General features: G+C 45.9%; 12 protein-coding genes. 4 read left to right on the top strand and 8 right to left on the bottom strand.

The features are described from left to right. Positions 1 to 48 precede the first annotated feature (48 nt). A complete protein-coding gene (gene sigG, locus NCY57_RS01335; RefSeq protein ID WP_015524423.1) occupies positions 49 to 828 on the top strand; it encodes an RNA polymerase sporulation sigma factor SigG in 780 nt (259 codons plus the stop codon). A 64-nt stretch (positions 829 to 892) separates the two neighbouring features. Here the strand turns inward: sigG and pap are convergent, their stop codons facing one another. Next, on the bottom strand, positions 893 to 2,365 hold the full coding sequence (pap, locus tag NCY57_RS01330; RefSeq protein WP_092070474.1) for a polyphosphate:AMP phosphotransferase: 1,473 nt from the start codon (positions 2,363 to 2,365) through the stop codon (positions 893 to 895). 318 nt (positions 2,366 to 2,683) lie between these two features. On the opposite strand from pap, the gene NCY57_RS01325 reads away from it, so the two are divergent. Next, the gene (locus NCY57_RS01325) at positions 2,684 to 3,061 is read left to right on the top strand and encodes a hypothetical protein (protein WP_021650710.1); all 378 of its coding nucleotides are present in this window, start codon (positions 2,684 to 2,686) and stop codon (positions 3,059 to 3,061) included. Positions 3,062 to 3,189: 128 nt separating this feature from the next. Here NCY57_RS01325 and NCY57_RS01320 read toward each other — a convergent pair whose 3' ends face one another. The 3 genes from NCY57_RS01320 to NCY57_RS01310 form a co-directional block, all read right to left on the bottom strand. Then, positions 3,190 to 4,371, bottom strand: a complete 1,182-nt coding sequence (locus NCY57_RS01320) for an ATP-binding protein (RefSeq protein WP_021650711.1) — start codon at positions 4,369 to 4,371, stop codon at positions 3,190 to 3,192. Between the two features lie 19 nt (positions 4,372 to 4,390). Further along, positions 4,391 to 5,134 carry an ATP-binding protein gene (locus NCY57_RS01315; protein ID WP_173739535.1) on the bottom strand — a complete coding sequence of 248 codons (744 nt, stop codon included), beginning with the start codon at positions 5,132 to 5,134 and terminating at the stop codon, positions 4,391 to 4,393. 100 nt (positions 5,135 to 5,234) lie between these two features. Further along, entirely contained in the window at positions 5,235 to 5,924 is a 690-nt protein-coding gene (locus tag NCY57_RS01310) for a Crp/Fnr family transcriptional regulator (RefSeq protein WP_147419612.1), read from the bottom strand. A 153-nt stretch (positions 5,925 to 6,077) separates the two neighbouring features. On the opposite strand from NCY57_RS01310, the gene NCY57_RS01305 reads away from it, so the two are divergent. Further along, on the top strand, positions 6,078 to 8,210 hold the full coding sequence (locus tag NCY57_RS01305) for a glycogen debranching protein (protein ID WP_173739536.1): 2,133 nt from the start codon (positions 6,078 to 6,080) through the stop codon (positions 8,208 to 8,210). Between the two features lie 59 nt (positions 8,211 to 8,269). After that, positions 8,270 to 9,094: an ethanolamine utilization protein EutJ gene (eutJ, locus tag NCY57_RS01300; protein ID WP_015524418.1), complete on the top strand. Its 825-nt coding sequence runs from the start codon at positions 8,270 to 8,272 to the stop codon at positions 9,092 to 9,094. On the opposite strand, the gene rlmD is transcribed toward eutJ, so the two are convergent. The 4 genes from rlmD to iolG all read right to left on the bottom strand — a co-directional run bounded on the left by rlmD (position 9,091) and on the right by iolG (position 13,310). Further along, on the bottom strand, positions 9,091 to 10,263 hold the full coding sequence (rlmD, locus tag NCY57_RS01295; RefSeq protein WP_059085471.1) for a 23S rRNA (uracil(1939)-C(5))-methyltransferase RlmD: 1,173 nt from the start codon (positions 10,261 to 10,263) through the stop codon (positions 9,091 to 9,093). The two genes, eutJ and rlmD, sit on opposite strands and share 4 nt — an antisense overlap. A gap of 102 nt (positions 10,264 to 10,365) precedes the next feature. Continuing rightward, a complete protein-coding gene (locus NCY57_RS01290) occupies positions 10,366 to 11,211 on the bottom strand; it encodes a class II fructose-bisphosphate aldolase (protein WP_173739537.1) in 846 nt (281 codons plus the stop codon). 160 nt (positions 11,212 to 11,371) lie between these two features. Then, positions 11,372 to 12,271, bottom strand: coding sequence for a myo-inosose-2 dehydratase (iolE, locus tag NCY57_RS01285; RefSeq protein WP_015524415.1), 900 nt, complete (start codon positions 12,269 to 12,271; stop codon positions 11,372 to 11,374). 25 nt (positions 12,272 to 12,296) lie between these two features. Beyond that, positions 12,297 to 13,310, bottom strand: coding sequence for an inositol 2-dehydrogenase (gene iolG / locus NCY57_RS01280; protein WP_015524414.1), 1,014 nt, complete (start codon positions 13,308 to 13,310; stop codon positions 12,297 to 12,299). Positions 13,311 to 13,580 lie beyond the last annotated feature (270 nt).

Here is a 13,580-nt window from a genome sequence, read left to right as displayed (position 1 = left end):
CCTCTGAGAATCATCTTAATGTACTGACAAGACAAGGAGGATTCTAAGATGGCACTGAATAAAGTTGAAATCTGCGGAGTAAATACCTCAACCCTTCCCGTTCTCGATCAGGAAGAAAAGGCGGAGCTCTTTAAAAGAATCAAAGCTGGCGATGAAGAAGCCAGGGAATTGTACATCAAAGGCAATCTGCGGCTTGTTTTAAGCGTGATCCGGCGTTTTCAGAACAGCAGTGAAAATCCGGATGACCTTTTTCAGATCGGCTGCATCGGCCTGATCAAAGCGATCGATAATTTCGACACCACTCTTCAGGTAAAATTTTCCACCTATGCAGTTCCCATGATCATCGGAGAGATCCGAAGATATCTCCGTGATAACAACAGCATACGGGTCAGCCGTTCTCTGCGGGATATCGCTTACAAAACCATCTATACCCGGGAAAACTATATGCGGCAGCATCTCAAAGAGCCTACCATTGCAGAAATCGCTGATGAGATCGGTATCGACAAGGAAATGATCGTCTATGCCATGGATGCGATCCAGAGCCCGGTAAGCCTTTTTGAGCCCGTGTATTCCGAAGGCGGAGATACCCTATATGTTATGGATCAGATCAGTGATAAAAAGAACCTGGAAGAAAACTGGGTGGAGGATATTTCTCTTCGAGATGCCATGAACCGGCTTGGAGAGCGTGAACGTCACATTATCGATCTCCGCTTCTACGAGGGAAAAACCCAAATGGAGGTAGCTGATGAGATTGGTATCTCCCAGGCTCAGGTCAGCCGACTGGAAAAACATGCTCTTCGCAGTATGCGAAACTATCTCCGGAATTGATTCATCTCTCTTCAGACAAAAAGCTGCAGCAGAATATCTGTTATCCTGCCGCAGCTTTTATCTCTTATTTCAGCGCTTTCTCAATTTCTTCGATCACGATCCGAAGCGCCTTCAGCCTTGCATATTTCTTATCTACGGATTCCAGAATGTGCCATGGTGCATAAGCAGTGCTGGTTTTCTGAAGCATCTCATCTACTGCTGTTTCATACTGATCCCATTTTTCACGGTTTCTCCAGTCCTCATCCGTGATCTTCCACTGTTTTTCCGGATTGCTCTGGCGGTCGTTGAACCTGGCAAGCTGGGTGTCCTTATCAATGTGGACCCAGAATTTCACGATCACAGCGCCCCAGTCAGAAAGCTCCTTCTCAAATTCATTGATCTCATTGTAGGCACGTCTCCAGTCATTCTCGCTGCAGAAGCCCTCCAGACGTTCTACCATCACTCTTCCGTACCACGTCCGGTCAAAGATGGCAATGTGACCATCCTTGGGAAGCCTTGTCCAGAAACGCCACAGATAATGACGGGCTTTTTCATGAGGCTCCGGACTTGCGATAGGATGTACCTCAAATCCACGGGGATCAAGAGCCTCCGTGATCCTCTTGATATTTCCTCCCTTTCCGGCAGCATCCCAGCCTTCATAGGTGATGATCACAGGCACTCTTTTTCGGTAAAGACGGTTATGCAGACTTCCAAGCTTTGCCTGCAGTTCCTTAAGCTCTGCCTTGTACTCTTCATCCCCCACTTCTTTTCCATCCAGAGGAATCTCGCTTAATCTGGGCATCTCCACCAGAGGAAAAACATTCTGCAGGATCGGCACTGCATGTTTGCTGTTTTCCATGGCAACCTCTATATTGCTGATCATGGTTTCCAGTACCTGCAGTTCTGCCCACTTCCGGTCACCGGCATCGACAATATACCATGGAGCCGCAGATGTATTGGTATCCTGCATATACTGGTCGAAAATCTTTCTGCACTTCTTATAATGATCATTCTGCCAGAGATCATATTCATTGACTCTCCATCTGGTATCCTTGCTTTCCAGAAGGATGCCCATACGTTTTTCCTGTTCTTTCCGGTCGATCTGCATAAAAAATTTCAGGAGTACATATCCATTATCCGTCAGCTGACGTTCAAATCTCCGGATACTGTCAATCCGTTTTGAATAATTGTCACCCTTCAGCTTTTTATCCATACGTTCACGACAGGTCTGATCCATCCATCCTGAATCCAGGAATGTAAACTTGCCCGCTTCCGGGATTTCCCTGAAATATCGGTAAAGAAATGGTTTCCGAAGGTCTTCCTCTGTAGGTGCTGACATAGTCGCAACTTTGAAGAAACGAGGATCGATATTCTTGATCACCTTACTTATGGTACTTCCTTTTCCGGAAGCTCCCCAGCCTTCAAACAGCACGATCACCGGAATCTTATGCTCTTTCAGAGCCATCTGCAATTCATATAATCTGGTTCTTGCAGCGCTTAAACGCACTTTGATATCCTCTTTTTCCGGAATCTGTTCCGGGCTCCAGTTTTTCAACATCTGCATCGTCCTTCCTCGAATTTTTTGAATATTCTTATTATACCACAGGAGTCCCTGTTTTACGACGAATTTTACATAGATTTAACGCATCATTCCGAAAAAATATCCATATTGCACAATTGTAACTCTTGTTAAACAGCTAAAAATATTTTTTAACCTATTGACATTTTGATCTTCTCTTCATACAATATAGGCGCTGTTCGTTATTTTTTTAACTCGTAGTCAAACGGATATTCGCAACCCCGCAGGGGACTTCCTTGATTCGGTTAAAACAGCACAAAAAAGCTGCCCCAAGCAGCAAATCTCAAGGAGCCGATCATGAAACTTACAGAAGAACTTCTGAAAGAAATGGAAAAGAAAAAAGAACTCTACGGTGACGGCATCATCATGCCGGATGGGGATTACCGCCTAATCCAGGACGGACATTTGAAGACCCTTATGGCCCTTTTACCATATACGGAAAACGAAATCTGGAAAATGATCCCGGAAGATGATTCCGCTCTTTTCTGGCTGGTAGAAAAAACAGGCTGCGTGCTGACAGATGTCAATTCCGCCATTGGAATGAAAATGACCCCCGCACAGCAGAAAACTTACGAAGCACTTTCCAGCCGTGGGATCGTCTCTGATGAATACTATGACCTTACCAGGCAGCGAGAAAAAGCCCGCGCCCAGCATGCTGCAAAGCAGAACATATAGATCACGTAAATGTTCACAATACACATTTACCCCATAATTTCATATACCCAAAAGCAAAAACTGCCATCGGAACCGCAAGCCTCAAACAGGCCCATAACTCCGGTGGCAGCTTTTATTATTTATATCTCTCAGTCGTCATACCCTTCCAGGAAGGAATGTTTCACACCATCTTTCTTATAGGCAATGACTGTATGAAGATTCACATTTTCCACACTTCGGAAAATATTGCTTTCAATATGAGGATTTACCTTCTTAAGCTCTGCAATAAGATTCTTGATCTCCATTCGTTTGGAAACACTGGTTCCATCTGTACGACAGGTAGTACAGGTATCGGTAAACTTGCAGGCACACTGGATAAAATGCAGGTCATTGTAATCTCTCCAGTGCTTGATATCTGCCTCCCGGATCAGATACATAGGGCGGATCAGCTGCATCCCTTCGAAGTTTGTGCTGTGGAGTTTCGGCATCATGGTCTGTACCTGTGCTCCATAAAGCATTCCCATCAGGATGGTCTCAATCACATCATCATAGTGATGTCCAAGGGCGATCTTGTTGCATCCAAGTTCTTTTGCCTTGCTGTAAAGATATCCTCTCCGCATACGGGCGCAGAGATAACACGGAGATTTTTCCACATTGTAAACTGCATCAAAAATCTCAGTCTCAAATACTGTGATCGGGATTCCGAGAAGCTTGGCGTTGTGTTCGATCACCGCACGGTTGGCCTCATTATATCCCGGATCCATCACAAGAAATACCAATTCAAAAGGAAACTTGTTATGACGTTTCAACTCCTGGAACAGTTTGGCCATCAGCATGGAATCCTTACCACCGGAAATACAGACCGCGATCTTGTCTCCCGGCTTCACCAGTTCATAGTCGTTGATTCCTCTGGCGAATCTGGAAAACAGCTGCTTGTGGAACTTCTTGCGGATACTCAGCTCGATATCTTTCCGGCGCTGTTCCATTGCTTCATTTTCCTCTTCTTCACTGTCCCCTTTATTGGACTCTTTCCGCATCTGCTGGAAAAGCCAGCCTGTATATCCACCCTTCAGGCTCAGTGCGGGAATTCCTTTTTCCCGGAGCATCCCTGCCCCTTCCTGGCTGAAAAGTCCTCTGGTACAGTAAAGAACCGGAATCTTATCCCCTTTCAGTTCTTCTGCCCGTTCTTCCAGTTCCTGCTCCGGAACAGAAATCGCTCCCGGGATCATTCCATATTCCACAGTTACTTTATCACGGGTATCTACCAGGAGATATTTTTCCCGTTCCTTCTCTATTTCATCAAAAGAAATCTCCAATGTTTCTTCACTCATGCTGTTTTTATTCCTTTCCTTACAGCTCCTCCCTGATCGTGCCGTCACAGGCAATGGTCACTACCTGCCATGGAATCATCTTTCCGCTGCGCTCCATAGCGCGGATCACTGCATTTTCGATACCTCCGCAGCAGGGAACTTCCATACGGACAATACGGATACTCCGGATGGAATTATTCCGTATGATCTCTGTAAGCTTATCCGCGTAATCTCCCTCATCCAGTTTGGGGCAACCGATCAGCGTCACATGATCTTTCATGAATTTCTCGTGAAAATCTGCATAAGCGTAGGCCGTGCAGTCCGCTGCGATCAGAAGCTGTGCATTTTCAAAATATGGTGCATTGACAGGAACCAGTTTGATCTGTACCGGCCACTGGGCAAGACGGCTTATCTGTTCTCCTATATTCCGGGGAACTTCTTTCTTCTCTGCCTGCACCGGCGGTTCCTGTTTCTTTTTCAGGCTTCTTGCCATACTTCCGGGACACACGTGTGGCATCCCTTCTGGCATCGAAACCTCTGTTTTCTTAAGCTTCATTCTTTTTTCCACTGCCTCCGCATCATAATCTGCGGCTTCCCGCTCTATAATACGGATCGCATCGACAGGGCAGGCCGGAAGACAGTCTCCCAGTCCGTCACAGTAATCATCCCGGATCAGTTTCGCCTTGCCATCTATCATGGCAATAGCCCCTTCGTGGCAGGCAGCTGCACAGGCACCGCAGCCGTTGCATTTCTCTTCCTCAATGTGTACGATCTTTCTTATCATGATATCATCTCTCCCTGATTTTTATATTTCTGCAAATGTTTTTTTGTTTTCACTGACATCATACAAAAATCCCGGAGATTCTTCGGTAACATATGTTACCTTACAGATATAACTCCATTTTTTCCTGATCTTTCACAAGGATCTGACGCCTGTCAAGTTCCAGGATTCCTTCTTCCTGCATCTTTCCCAGCTCTCTGGAAAGAGACGGCCTGGTGATGTTTAAATGATCCGCCATCTCTTCTCTGGACAGGTTCATATGGATCTTCCCTTCACTGTCCTGGCATTCCACAAGAAAACGGACGATCCTCTCACGGAGACTGCCACTTCCCAGGATCCGAAGCTTCTGGTTCATATTGTAAGCCTTCCCGGCAAAAACCTCAAGAAGATTTTCCCGCAGTTTCCGGCTTAAACTATTTTCTTCCCTGTCCGTAAAGATCCTGCTGCTCATGATCAGGACAGAAGTCTGCGTCAGCGTCTCCACATACATATCATAGGAAGATTTTCCCATAAAGGCATAAACCTCCCCAAACAGAGCACCCGGATCTTCCAGTTGAGCCAGAAGGATCCTTTTTCCGGAAAATGTTTCTTTGGCAATGATCACACTTCCGCTAAGAAGCATATAAACCGAATCCGGCCGGTCTGTTTCCTGAAAGATCCGCTTCCCTCTGGAATAAGTCCGTACCGTTCCTTCCCGCTCCATGAGGCTTAGTAGCTCTGTTTCTTCCAGATTTCTGCAGAGCCGGCTTTTTCTTAAAACTGCCATCCACTCTTCTCTTTTTTTTTCTTCCACTTTTTCACCTCATCTCTGTACAGGTTTTTACCATATTTCTGCAATCTCTGTCAACTCCTGCGAACTTCATAAGACCCCAGCCTGTACTTTTTTCTGAAAATCAGTTATAATATTTTTTGTTTGTAAAAAATTCTACCAAGGAGGATACCGGAAATGAAAACACAGAATCAGACTATGCTTTCTGAGAATACACTGACATCCCGACCCACAGATATTATCGCGGGATTTCCTGTACGTCCCGGTTTTTTTGAATTAAATGGCGCTACTCCTCTTTCCAACGGAGTCAACTTTACCGCACATACCCGTCACGGTACATCCTGCGAACTTCTTCTTTTCCACTCCGGAGAAGAGGAACCTTTCGCAGTTCTTCCTTTTCCCAATGCCTGTCGTATCGGTGATGTATATTCCATGGTCGTTATGGGACTGGACATCGAAGATCTGGAATACGGCTACCGCATCGACGGTCCTTATGAACCGGAAAAAGGCCATATCTTCGATAAGACAAAAGTTCTTCTTGATCCTTATGCCAAAGCCGTTGCCGGTCAGCGCGAATGGGGACAGCAGAAGATTGGAAGCTATCACGCCCGTGTGGTACGCGATTCTTTCGACTGGGAAGACATGCCTCAGTCCACCCGTAAGATCAGTGACCTGATCATCTACGAACTTCATGTCCGCGGATTTACACAGGACGCTTCTTCCGGTGTCACACACCCGGGAACTTTTGCCGGGCTTCGTGAAAAAATCCCTTACCTCAAAGAACTGGGGATCAACGCCGTAGAGCTGATGCCGATCTTCGAGTTCGACGAGAATATGAATGCCCGTACTGTAAATGGCAAACGGCTTCTGGAATACTGGGGATACAATTCTGTCAACTTCTTTTCTCCAAACACCAGCTATGCTTCCAAGCCGGAGCATAACTGTGAGGGAACTGAGCTGAAAGAGCTGATCCGTGAGCTCCACGAAAATGGCATCGAAGTAATTCTTGATGTTGTATTCAATCATACCGCCGAAGGAAACGAGCTGGGAAAAACCTTCTGCTTTAAGGGCTTTGACAATAAGGTTTATTATATGCTGACTCCAGAGGGAAATTACTACAATTTCAGCGGATGTGGAAATACTCTGAACTGTAACCATCCCATTGTACGTCAGATGATCCTTGAATGCTTACGTTACTGGACCATCAACTACCGTGTGGACGGCTTCCGCTTCGATCTTGCCAGCATTCTCGGACGCCATGAGGACGGTTCTCCACTTAACAATCCGCCCCTTCTGGAACTCCTTGCTTACGATCCGGTCCTTAGAAATGTCAAACTGATCGCAGAAGCCTGGGATGCCGGCGGGCTGTATCAGGTTGGTTCTTTCCCTGCCAGCCGCAGATGGGCTGAATGGAATGGCCGTTACCGTGACTGCCTCCGTTCCTTCCTGAAGGGAGATTTCTGGAATGCCTGGGACGCTGCATGGAGTATTTCCGGTTCCGGTGATCTGTACGGAGGCTTTTATTCTGATCATAATGACAATTATGCAGGATACAATTCCTGTGTCAATTTCCTTACCTGCCACGATGGCTTCACCATGTATGATCTTTATTCCTACAATGAAAAACACAACGAAGCAAACGGCTGGAATAACACCGACGGTTCCAACGATAACCGCAGCTGGAACTGTGGAGAAGAGGGCGATTCCACCAACCCCGAAGTGCTTTCCCTCCGCTTCCGCATGATACGAAATGCCTGTGCTCTACTGATGTCCAGCCGCGGAACCCCGATGTTCCTTGCAGGTGATGAATTCGGAAACACAAAACACGGAAATAACAATACCTACTGTCAGGATAACGAAACCTCATGGATCAACTGGAAGCTTCTGGAGAAAAATCACGATCTTTTTGAATTTTTCAAATTTATGATCCGGTTCCGTAAAGACCACCCTGTTATCTCCCGGAAGCTTCCCAACGCTGTATGCGGTATGGAAAATATCCACACCCATAACATTGACGCAAGGGATGTGACCATTCCAAGAGATGCCCACACCTTCGCTGTAAGCTTTGCAGGCTATGATAAGAGCAAAGGCACCGATGACCTGATCTACATTGTGATCAACGCATACTGGGAGGACGTAACGGTCACACTTCCGGAGCTTGCCCGTCCCGGTGCATGGTATCTCTGTGTCAACACGTTCGGTGACGGAAATGGCCGTTATTTCTACGAAAAAGGCCAGGAGCCACGCATTGAACACGATTTTTGCATGCGGCCCAGATCCGTTGCCATCTTTACCGGCCGCAATTATTAAAATTCATATCAGGGGCAAAATTCTTTTTGTCCCTGTCTGAAAGAAATGGAGTATTTTGAATGGAATTAAAAAACAGAACTTTATCCAATTTTGCAGAACTTGTAGAGACAGGTGAATGCAAAAAATTCCGCGGTCGTCTGAAGACAGGCATCGACCTTGGTACTGCCAATACCGTTCTTGCCGTTGTCGACCGGAATAACCGTCCCATAGCCGGAATTTCCGCACCATCCCATGCGATCCAGGATGGAGTGATCGTCAATTACTATGAATCTGTCCAGCTTGTGACAAAGCTTAAAAATGAGCTGGAGGAAAGGCTTGGCACAGAACTTACTTACGGTGCTGCTGCCATTCCTCCCGGAGTTTCCGAAGGCAGTGTCAAAAGCATCGGCTATGTTCTGGAGGGTGCCGGTTTCGAAGTTACAAATATCGTAGACGAGCCTACTGCCGCAGCTGCTGTCCTTAAGATCACAGACGGTGCTGTTGTGGATGTGGGTGGCGGCACAACCGGTATCAGCATCCTGAAAGACGGAAAAGTTATCTACACCGATGATGAGGCTACTGGCGGCAGCCATATGACCATGACAGTCGCCGGTCACTATAAGATTCCTTATGAGGAAGCCGAAGTATTGAAAACTACTCCGGAAAAAGAAGACGAAATTTTCCCTGTGATCAAGGCCACTGTAGAAAAAATGGCTGTGATCACCGAGAAATTTCTAAAGGGCTATCAGGTTCCGGCTGTTTATGTAGTTGGCGGTTCTTCCATGTTTAAGGAATTTACTACCGTTTTTGAAAAGAGGCTGAAGCTTCCGGTATACCGTCCGGTCCATCCGCTTCTTGTTACGCCCCTTGGCATCGCATATCACTGTGAGCTGCCAAAAATCTAAGCTCTTCCCGGTCTGGTCCTACGATTCTCCAGAAGGCAAACAACCTCCACTGAATCGGTGAGCGGGAACATATCAACCGGCTGCATCTTCTTTACCAGGTAATCTCTCTTAGTAAGGCAGGCAAGATCTCTTGCCAGGGTTTCCGGGTTGCAGGATACATAAACAATTTTTTCCGGTGAAAGAGTCAAAAGGGAGTGAAGGAATTTACGGTCACTTCCGGAACGTGGCGGATCCATGAGAACAACCTCCACCTTCTCTCCCTCTGCTGCCATTCCTTCCATAAACCATCCTGCATCTCCCGGAACAAAACGAACATTACGGATCTTGTTTTCCCTGGCATTCATTCTGGCATCACGGATAGCATCACGGTTCAGTTCTACACCAATGACATCCCTGGCATTCCCGGAAGCGATGATCCCGATAGTACCTGTGCCGCAGTAAGCATCGATCACCCTCTCTTTTCCTGTCATTGCCGCAAACTCCATAGCCTTTCCGTAAAGTACTTCTGTCTGCACAGGATTTACCTGATAAAAAGAAGATGGAGAAATACGGAAGGTCAGTCCCATAAGTCGATCTTTGATGAATCCCGGTCCGTAAAGTACGATATTGCGGTCTCCAAGTACCATGCTTGTCTGTCTGTCATTGACATTGAGAACCACCGTAGTGATCTCCGGATGCTCTTTACGGAGAGCTTTTACAAAGTTATTCTTAGATGGAAATATTGGAGAAACCGTAACTAATACCACCATGATCTCTCCTGTGGAAAAGCCTCTCCGCACAAGCACATGGCGGAGAAGTCCATATCCTGTATCCTCATCATAGGTCTTGATCTTAAAGGATTTCAGCATACCACGTATGGTACGGATGATCTCCTGACTTTTTTTATCTTCGATCATACAGTCATCTACGGAAACGATCCTATGACTCTTCTCCTCATAAATCCCGGAAATTACGTTTCCCTTCCGGTCACGGCCAAAAGCTGCATGAACTTTGTTTCTGTAATAATAGGGATCTTCCATTCCAATGATCGGCTCTACTTTTCCGAATTTTTTCAGAAGGCCTTCTGTAATTCTCTGTTTCCTGCGAAGCTGCTCCTGGTAGGATACACCCTGATAACGGCAACCGCCGCATTTCTTCGCAACTGAACAGACAGTCTCTTTCTGTTCCATTTTTATCTCTCCTCTTTTATGGGCACAAAAAAGATGTTCCCAGTTATTTTCACTGAGAACATCTTATCAGACCTTTTCTTTTTTTACAAGAAAATCCTTGGCCTACTCCTGATATGGCTCATTAAATACAAGAATATGTCTCTTCACATTCTCGTAAGTACCCTGGACCATAGCCTCATTGAGGTCAAAGAAATTATGCTTGTCTGTTGATTCCATATATTTCTCCACATGAGCTGTCAGGCTGTTAAAGCTTGCTGTGGCAATATTCACCTTACGGATGCCAAGAGAGATTGCCTTCTGGAAATCTTTATCAGTGATGCCACTGCCGCCATGAAGAACCAGCGGAATATCCACTCTCTCATGGATCTTCTCCAATACATCAAAAGCAAGCGTCGGCGCTACCGGATAATTACCATGGGCATTACCGATGGCAACTGCAAGCGCATCAATACCTGTCTCTCTTGCGTAAACGACCGCATCATCCGGATCTGTGCAGCGGATACCGTGGTCACAGCTTCCATCCTCACTTCCGCCCACAAGTCCCAGCTCAGCCTCAACTGTAGCGCCGTATTTACGTGCTTTCTCCACAACGGCCTTTACTCTGGCGATGTTTTCCTCAAAAGGAAGCGTAGAAGCATCCAGCATAACCGATGTAAAGCCAAGCTCCAGAGCCTTGTCAACCGTCTCAAAAGTAAGACCATGATCCAGATGGACAGCCACATCCACCTTAGCCTCCTTTGCAGCCTGTACCATCATCGGTCCCATCAGGTGAAGCGGAGAATTTTTCAAACGCACCTCCGCGATCTGAAGGATGATCGGAGTATCCAGTTCTTCTGCTGCACGGATCGCACCTCTTACCATTTCCATATTACCAACACTGAAAGCACCGCAGCCAATATTTTTCTCTTCGGCACGTCTCAGCAGATCTTTCATTTTCACAAGTGCCATGATTCGGCCCTCCTGTCCTGTTTATCGTACACTGTTTGCATCTTCTTACAGAAAAAAGCGGTGTCAAAGCACTACTGGCTGATACCGCTTTTTCTATGCAAAGCGGACATCTTTATTCCGCTTAACTGTACATCAGCATGCACCTATTTCCCTGTCGTAATTATAAGCCTGTCTTCTCAGCAATGAATTTTCTTGCACGGATCGCATACTCAAGCGGATTAGCCTTAGCCGGATCCTGCTCAGCCTCAACAACCATATATCCCTCGTAGCCTGCATCCTCGAGAACCTTGAAGATTGGATCATAGTTGATGCATCCATCTCCCGGAATCGTGAAGGCACCGGCTCTTACGCCTGCAAGGAAGCTCATGTTTTCTTTCTTAACCTGCTCAACAACTTCCGGACGGATATCCTTCAGATGAACATGTTTGATCCTGTGAACATATTTCTTTACAACCTCAAGAGGATCCTCTCCACAGTATGTAAAGTGACCGGTATCAAAAAGAAGACTTACATATTCAGGATCTGTATTCTCCATCATACGGTCAACCTCAGCAAGGCTCTGTACAACAGTACCCATATGATGATGGAAAGTAAGAGCAATACCATACTCCTCTTTTGCGATCTTACCAAGCTTGTTCATACCTGTGCAGAAGGTATCCCACTCTTCGTCATTCATCTCATATTTATGTCCGAAAATCGGAGTATCCATCTGGCCCTGAACACTGTGGCTCTGCTCAGATGCGCCGATCACTTTCGCACCCATAGCTTTCAGGAAAGCAAGCTGTGCACGGAACTCCTTCTCAACCTCCTCAAACGGTTTGGTGATCAGGAAGCTTGAGAACCACTGGTTACAGATCTCAACACCACGAAGCTCAAGAGCCTTCTTAAGAACCTCAGGATCCTTCGGATACTTGTTACCCACCTCGGAGCCTGTGAAACCGGCAAGAGCCATCTCACTGACGCACTGCTCAAAAGTATTCTCTTTGCCAAGATCCGGCATATCATCATTTGTCCATGCAATTGGTGCAATACCAAGCTTTACTTTATTCTTATCAAACATTGGTCAATTCTCCTTTTTATTTGAATTATTCCATAATCTCAGAAATCTTAACCGGTCTGTGCTCCTCGCTGGATTTCTTAGCTGCAAGACCCATTAACACCGGTTTCAGACCATCATAAACATTAAGAGGGGTCTCTTTGTCATTAACGATCGCATCAATAAATGCTGCAACCTCTTTACCATAAGCGTCCATGTATCTCTCAAGGAAGAAGAACATCGGCTTCTCGCCTGTAACACCCTCAGCATTGCTGATCACTGTGGAAGACTGGCTGTCATTGGAAATAGCAGCCATACCATCAGAACCGAAAACCTCAGCTCTCTGATCATAGCCATAAGAAGCTCTTCTGCAGTTATCGATAACAGCAATAGCACCATTCTCCATCTGAAGAGTGATAACAGCTGTATCAACATCCCCAGCCTCACCAATAGCCGGATCAACCAGATTTGCGCTCTGAACATAAACCTCTGTAGCATCGCAGCCTGCAAGATAACGAACCATATCGAAATCATGAATTGTCATATCCAGGAACATGCCACCGGAAACCTTAACATAATCAATGCTAGGCGGCTCAGGATCGCGGGAAGTGATCTTGATGATCTCCGGTTTACCAACCTTACCAGCTGCAACAGCCTGCTGAAGAGACTCAAAGTTATGGTCGAATCTTCTGTTAAAACCAACCTGATATTTCAGATTTGTGCCCTCAAGAGCATCGATAACCTCTTTGATCTTGGCAATGTCATGATCGATCGGTTTCTCACAGAAAACATGCTTGCCAGCCTTGATAGCCTCTACAGAAATCGGAGAATGAGTATCTGTAGAAGAACAGATCAGAACTGCGGAAATCTCAGGATCATTGATGATCTCCTTATAATCCTTAGTCGTGTGCTCAACACCCATACTCTTAGCCCATGCAGCAGTCTCATCATTTAAGAAAGGATCTGCAACCGTCTTGATCACCGCATCCGGCACCCTTGTTGTGATACTGGTAATATGAACTCTACCAATTCTACCTGCTCCGATAATACCAACTTTAATCATAGTTTTGATCTCCTTTTGATTTATTTTCCCAATGTAATCTCTTTGCGTGTCCGAACACGCTCTTTATGCTTAATATAATATCATCGCAACACACAAATCGCAACCCCTAATATTGTACAATATTACCATCTTTTTTCTATTAAAAATGACGAGAACTATTTTTAGCCACAATATGTAATATTTTTAGGTCAACTTCACCGAAAATATCTCCAACACATTCCCATACAATCACCCTAATCATCCCACACACCACCCCCTTCAAGCATCCTG

The sequence above is a fragment of the Blautia sp. MB18-30 genome (assembly GCF_023669475.1).
GTDB classification, from domain to species: domain Bacteria; phylum Bacillota; class Clostridia; order Lachnospirales; family Lachnospiraceae; genus Blautia_A; species Blautia_A fusiformis.
The sequence above is the reverse complement of the archived record's forward strand: the minus strand, read 5'-3'. Positions and strand labels throughout refer to the sequence as shown.